Consider the following 5,264-nt stretch of genomic DNA (forward strand, 5'->3'; position numbering starts at 1 on the left):
CCCCTTACGTATCCCCGCCCCCTTCGAACCCAAGAGGCTTTCCCCACCGTGCTGCATCCCGGGGGCGTCATCCCCCAGCCCTCCGGCCAGCCCCGGAGCCGGCCGCAGACGCCGAAGACGACGACACGAGGCAAGGATTCGTGAACTTCACGCGCTGGAGCGCCCGGCTCCCCGGAACGCAGCGCCGCGCCGCAGCGCGGACCGACCAGGTGGCCCTTCCCGACCGGCAGTCCGAGCAGCCCGGCTCCGTCCCCGCGGCCCGCGCCGAACAACTCACCGACGCCACCCGCCCCGTACCGGCCGTCGACGAACTCCCCGTCCGTGAGGTCCTCGACCGCGTCCCGGCCCTCGTCGCCCTGGTCCACGGCCCCGACCACCGCGTCGCCTACGTCAACGACGCCTACGTCGCCGCGTTCGGCCCGCGCCCGCTCGGCGAACCCACCCGCGAGGCCCTGCCGGAACTCGACGAGCTGGGCCTGCTGCCCCTGCTCGACCAGGTCCAGCGCAGCGGCAGACCCCGCACCCTGAAGTCCCGCAAGGCCCCCGACGGCCGCTCCTACACCTTCAGCTGCACCCCGGTCACCGACGGGGGGTCCCCCGACGGCCACGGCGTACTCGTCTTCGCCACCGACGTCACCGACCACGCCGAGGCCGCCGAGCGCCTGCGCGCGAGCGAACGCCGCCAGCGCGAGACCGCGGTCACCCTCCAGCGCTCCCTCCTCCCGCAGGAACTCGAACAGCCGGACGACCTGCGCATCGCCGCCACCTACCAGCCCGGCGGCACGGAGGCCGCGGTCGGCGGCGACTGGTACGACGTCATCACCCTCGGCGGCGGCCGTACGGCGCTGGTCATCGGCGACGTCATGGGCCGGGGGGTGCGCGCGGCCGCCGTCATGGGCCAGCTGCGCACGGCCGTCCGCGCCTACGCCCGCCTCGACCTGCCTCCGCACGAGGTCCTCCAGCTGCTGGACGGCCTGGCGACGGAGATCGACGCCAACCAGATCGCCACCTGCGTCTACGCCATCCACGACCCGAACGAGGGCCGCCTGGTGTACGCCTCGGCCGGCCATCTCCCCATCCTCGTCCGCGACGAGAGCGGGGTGGTGCTGCGCGCCGACGAACCGACCGGCCCGCCCCTGGGCACCGGCGGCTGGATGCACGCCTCCGGCTCGATCCCGCTCGGCCCCGGCTCCACCGCGGTCCTCTACACCGACGGCCTGGTGGAGCGCCGCAACGAGGACCTGGACGAGGGCATCGCGGCCCTGGAGCGCGCCCTGGCCGGCGCGACCGGCACCCCCCAGGTCGTCTGCGACCGGCTGGTCCGCTCCGCCGGAGTGACGGCGGACCACGACGACGACGTGGCGGTCCTGGTCCTCCAGCACCCGGCCCGCACCGGCCCCGACGGCGAACTCTTCCGCAACGCCGCCCTGGAACTGCTCGGCGGCATCGAAGCGGCCCCACGCGCGCGTGCCTTCGCCTCCGGCGTCCTCACCAGCTGGCGCTTCCCCGCCGACCTGCACGACCTCGGGGTCCTGGCCGCCAGCGAACTGGTCGCCAACTCCCTCCAGCACGGCATCCCGCCGATGCGGCTGCGGCTGCGTCGCACCGACCGCCGCCTGATCATCGAGGTCACGGACGGCGACGACCATCTCCCGCGCCGCCGCCGCGCGGAGCCGGGCGACGAGTCGGGGCGCGGGATCGCCATCGTGGCGACGATCGCCTCCAACTGGGGCTCCCGCCGCACACCGGGCGGCGGCAAGGCGGTGTGGTGCGAGTTCCTTCTGCCGAAAGGCGCGACCTGACCGGCGCGCGCACAAGCCCCGCGCGCGCCATCTAGGCGAACCCGCCTCCCGGTGCTAGTAGCTCCCCATGGCAGACGAACCGGGTTTCCAGCTCAGGGGCACCGCCCCCGAACGCTACGAGCAGTACCTCGCACCGATCATGACGCCCTTCGTGACGGCGCTGCTCGACGCCGTGGACCTGTGTCCCGGCGACACGGTCCTCGACCTCGCTTGCGGCACCGGCTTCGCGGCACGCGCCGCGGCCACCCAGGTCGGTCCCGCGGGCCGCGTCCACGGCGCCGACGTCAACGAGGCCATGCTCAAGGTGGCCGTGGCCCACCACCCCCGCCACTATCCCGACATCGAGTTCACCGCCGCCCCCGCCGTCGATCTCCCCTATCCCGACGCCACCTTCGACGCGGTCGTCTGCCAACAGGGCGCCCAGTTCTTCCCCGACCTGACGGCCGCCCTCAAGGAGACGGCCCGCGTCACCCGCCCCGAGGGCCGCTTCGCCGCCACCGTCTGGTCCCCGGCCGCCCTCACCAGCCCGTACTTCGCCGCGCAACACGAGGTCATCGAGGAGTACGGCGGCCCCGACCCCGCGGCTTCCTTCGCCGCGGCCTTCGCCTGCACCCCCGAGCGCCTCACCGCGGCCCTGCACACGGCCGGCTTCCAGGACCCCAAGACCCACGAGCTCACCTTCGGCATCAGCCTCCCCCCACTGGCCGAGTTCGCCCCCGGCCACCTCTCGGTCCTGCCCTGGGCCCAGCAGATCCTCGACACGGAAGGCGCGGAAGCCCTGACGGCCGCCGGCCAGGCCCTCACCGCCCGCCTCTCCGCCCACGCCACGACGACCTTCGCCTTCACGGCCACCCTGGCGACGGCGACCCGCTGAACCAGGACACCAACCAACCAACCGGCACGCCCACCCGGCGCAGCTACCGAACCGGCACAGCAACGAACCGGCGCAGCAACCGAACCGGCACGGAAAGCGGCCGCCACCCGAAGGTGACGGCCGCTTCCCACACTGATCGCGGACTCACGCCTCCGCGACGGCCGGCTTCGCGGCGGCCCCACCCCGGGCCACCACCCGACTCCGACCGAGCCACGGCCGGTCCTGTACGGCGGTGAGCTGCCGCCCCAGCCGCAGCGCGAGGAAGGTGATCCCCAGCGAGAACAGCAGGAACGTCACGACGTACGGCATGGGCAGCGAGGCGCCGAGCGGCCCGCCCACCGCCGGCCCGACCGCCAGCGCGAGCTGCTTCACCAGCGCGAAAGCGGAGTTGTACTGCCCCGCCATCCCGCTGGGCGCGAGATCGGCGACCAGCGGAGCGACGGTCGGCGACAACATCGCCTCACCCAGCCCGAAGAGGGCGTACGTCGACACGAACGCGGCCGTCGCCATCTCCTGACTGCCGTGCCCGAGACCGGCGTATGCGGCGGCGAGCCACGCCACGGCCCAGATCAGCCCCACAGCGGCGATCACCCGCGACCGCCGCCGACGCTCGACGAACCGGAGTACGGCGAACTGCGCGACGACGATCATCAGCGTGTTGGCGGCCAGCGCGCTGCCGAGGGCGGACGTCGAGATACCGGCCGCCTCGACGCCGTACGCGCTCAGCCCCGACTCGAACTGCCCGTAGCAGGCGAAGAAGAGCACGAAGCCCAGCACGGACAGCTGCACCATGGCCCGGTTCCCGAGCAGCTGCTTCCAGCCGCCCTTGCCCGAGCGTGCGGGGGCGTCCTCCATGCGCGGCGCGCGCGGCACCCGCACGGTCGCCATCACCGCGACCAGCGCCAGGAACACCGCGGCCTCGATGGAGAACAGCAGGGTGAAGGAGTCGACGCGCGTAGAGTCAACAAGATGGCCGCCGATGAGCCCGCCGACGCCCAACCCCAGGTTCTGCAGGAAGAACTGCATGGCGAAGGCGCGGGACCGCGTGTCCGTGGTCGAGCAGTCCACGATCATCGTCGCCAGAGCCGGCTGCATCACGGCCTGCCCGGCACCGAGCGCCGCCGCCGACAGCAGTACGGCCGTCGCGCTGCCCGCCAGCCCCAGGCTCAGTGCTCCCAGAGCGGCGGTGACCAGGGCGGCGAGCAGGACCGGCAGCGGACCGCGCCGGACGATGGCCCGCCCGGCGAACGGAAGCACGATCAGCGCGGCCACGGCGAAGACCGTAAGGACCAGCCCCGCCGTCATGGCTCCCAGCCCTCGCACCTGCGCCACATAGACGTACAGGTACGGGACGGTGAAGCCGAGCCCGAACGCGCTGAGTGCGTTGCCCACATGGATCCGGCGCATCGCTGCGCCCTTCGCCCTGGTCACGTTCACCTCTCTCAGGTAGTTGGAGTGCGGTAGTTGGAGTGCCTCAGTTCTTAGAACCGAAGACTTCGAAGATAAATTTCAAGGCTAAAGGCTACAGAGGCAAGGACTTCAAGGCAAAGCGGCCGCGTGCGATACTGCGCACATGGCCGAGACCCCCGGCGTCACCGAGCCGACGCTCGACGAGCAGATCGCCGCGTATCAGCGGGAGTTCCGGGACCTCGACCCCCAGGTCGAGAAGATCGTCTCCGCGCTGGCCCGGCTCAACCGCCGGATGAACGTCGCCTACGGCCGCCAGACCTCCGCGCTCGGCATCAGCAACGCCGAGTGGGAGGTCCTCAAGGCTCTCGTCCTCTCCGGCGCCCCCTACCGCCTGGGCCCCAGCGACCTCGCGAAGCGACTCGGGCTGACGCCGGCCGCGATGACCCACCGGATCGACCGCATGGTCGGCGAGGGACTGGTGACCCGGGAGCGGGACGAGACCAACCGGGTCCGCGTCATCGTCGAACTGACCGGGGAGGGCAGGGAGAAGTGGCTCGAGGCGATGCGGATGGCCACTGTCTTCGAGGAGGACCTGCTCCAGGACCTCTCCGCCGACGAGCGCGCTACTCTGGGAGACGTCCTCATTCGCCTCCTGCGCAGGGTGGAACACGCCCAGCCGGATGCGGGGGGACGCCTGACCGACCTGGACTAAAAGATCTTGACACGGGGCACTTGACAGCCCTCTGCCGGATCCGTAAAGTTCTTCGGGTTGCCACGGGGCTGTAACGGTTCTGCGGCAGCACCTCCCGCCGCGGTAGCGGCACAAACCTTCAGCACGATCTCCCGGACGGGTTGATTTCGGCGCGCCCGAATTCAATTCGATTCGGAGGCCGGTGGCCCGATTGGGAATCACCGAGAGAATCGGCTAAGGTTTGAGACGTCGGAACGGCCCAACGGCCGGGAAGACAACCCCCTCTGACGGGGAATCAGGCGCCGAAAGGGTCTGATAGAGTCGGAGACGCAAGACCGAAGGGAAGCGCCCGGAGGAAAGCCCGGAAGGGTGAGTACGAAGGAAGCGTCCGTTCCTTGAGAACTCAACAGCGTGCCAAAAATCAACGCCAGATATGTTGATACCCCGTTCCCGGCCGGTTTCGGTCCGGGGCGAGGTTCCTTTGAAA

At 71.2% G+C, this 5,264-nt stretch carries 4 protein-coding genes; 3 read left to right on the forward strand and 1 reads right to left on the reverse strand.

Annotated elements, in window-relative coordinates:
* The first annotated feature begins 140 nt into the window (after window positions 1-140).
* Together GRC12_RS41675 and GRC12_RS41680 are read left to right on the forward strand one after the other, a co-directional pair.
* The gene (locus tag GRC12_RS41675; RefSeq protein WP_208785655.1) at window positions 141-1,802 is read left to right on the forward strand and encodes an ATP-binding SpoIIE family protein phosphatase; all 1,662 of its coding nucleotides are present in this window, start codon (window positions 141-143) and stop codon (window positions 1,800-1,802) included.
* 67 nt (window positions 1,803-1,869) lie between these two features.
* Window positions 1,870-2,676: a class I SAM-dependent methyltransferase gene (locus GRC12_RS41680; protein WP_208785656.1), complete on the forward strand. Its 807-nt coding sequence runs from the start codon at window positions 1,870-1,872 to the stop codon at window positions 2,674-2,676.
* Between the two features lie 144 nt (window positions 2,677-2,820).
* Here GRC12_RS41680 and GRC12_RS41685 read toward each other — a convergent pair whose 3' ends face one another.
* Entirely contained in the window at window positions 2,821-4,083 is a 1,263-nt protein-coding gene (locus GRC12_RS41685; RefSeq protein ID WP_208785658.1) for an MFS transporter, read from the reverse strand.
* A 166-nt stretch (window positions 4,084-4,249) separates the two neighbouring features.
* Between GRC12_RS41685 and GRC12_RS41690 the strand changes: the two genes are divergently transcribed.
* Entirely contained in the window at window positions 4,250-4,798 is a 549-nt protein-coding gene (locus GRC12_RS41690; protein WP_208785657.1) for a MarR family winged helix-turn-helix transcriptional regulator, read from the forward strand.
* Window positions 4,799-5,264 lie beyond the last annotated feature (466 nt).

It is taken from the genome of Streptomyces griseorubiginosus (assembly GCF_017614965.1).
Classification (GTDB): domain Bacteria; phylum Actinomycetota; class Actinomycetes; order Streptomycetales; family Streptomycetaceae; genus Streptomyces; species Streptomyces griseorubiginosus_B.

What these genes read in the sequence shown, in the direction of transcription:
- GRC12_RS41680 (WP_208785656.1), top strand. Translation starts at nt 1,870, where the DNA reads ATGGCAGACGAACCGGGTTTCCAGCTCAGGGGCACCGCCCCCGAACGC.
- GRC12_RS41685 (WP_208785658.1), bottom strand. Translation starts at nt 4,083, where the DNA reads ATGCGCCGGATCCATGTGGGCAACGCACTCAGCGCGTTCGGGCTCGGC.
- GRC12_RS41690 (WP_208785657.1), top strand. Translation starts at nt 4,250, where the DNA reads ATGGCCGAGACCCCCGGCGTCACCGAGCCGACGCTCGACGAGCAGATC.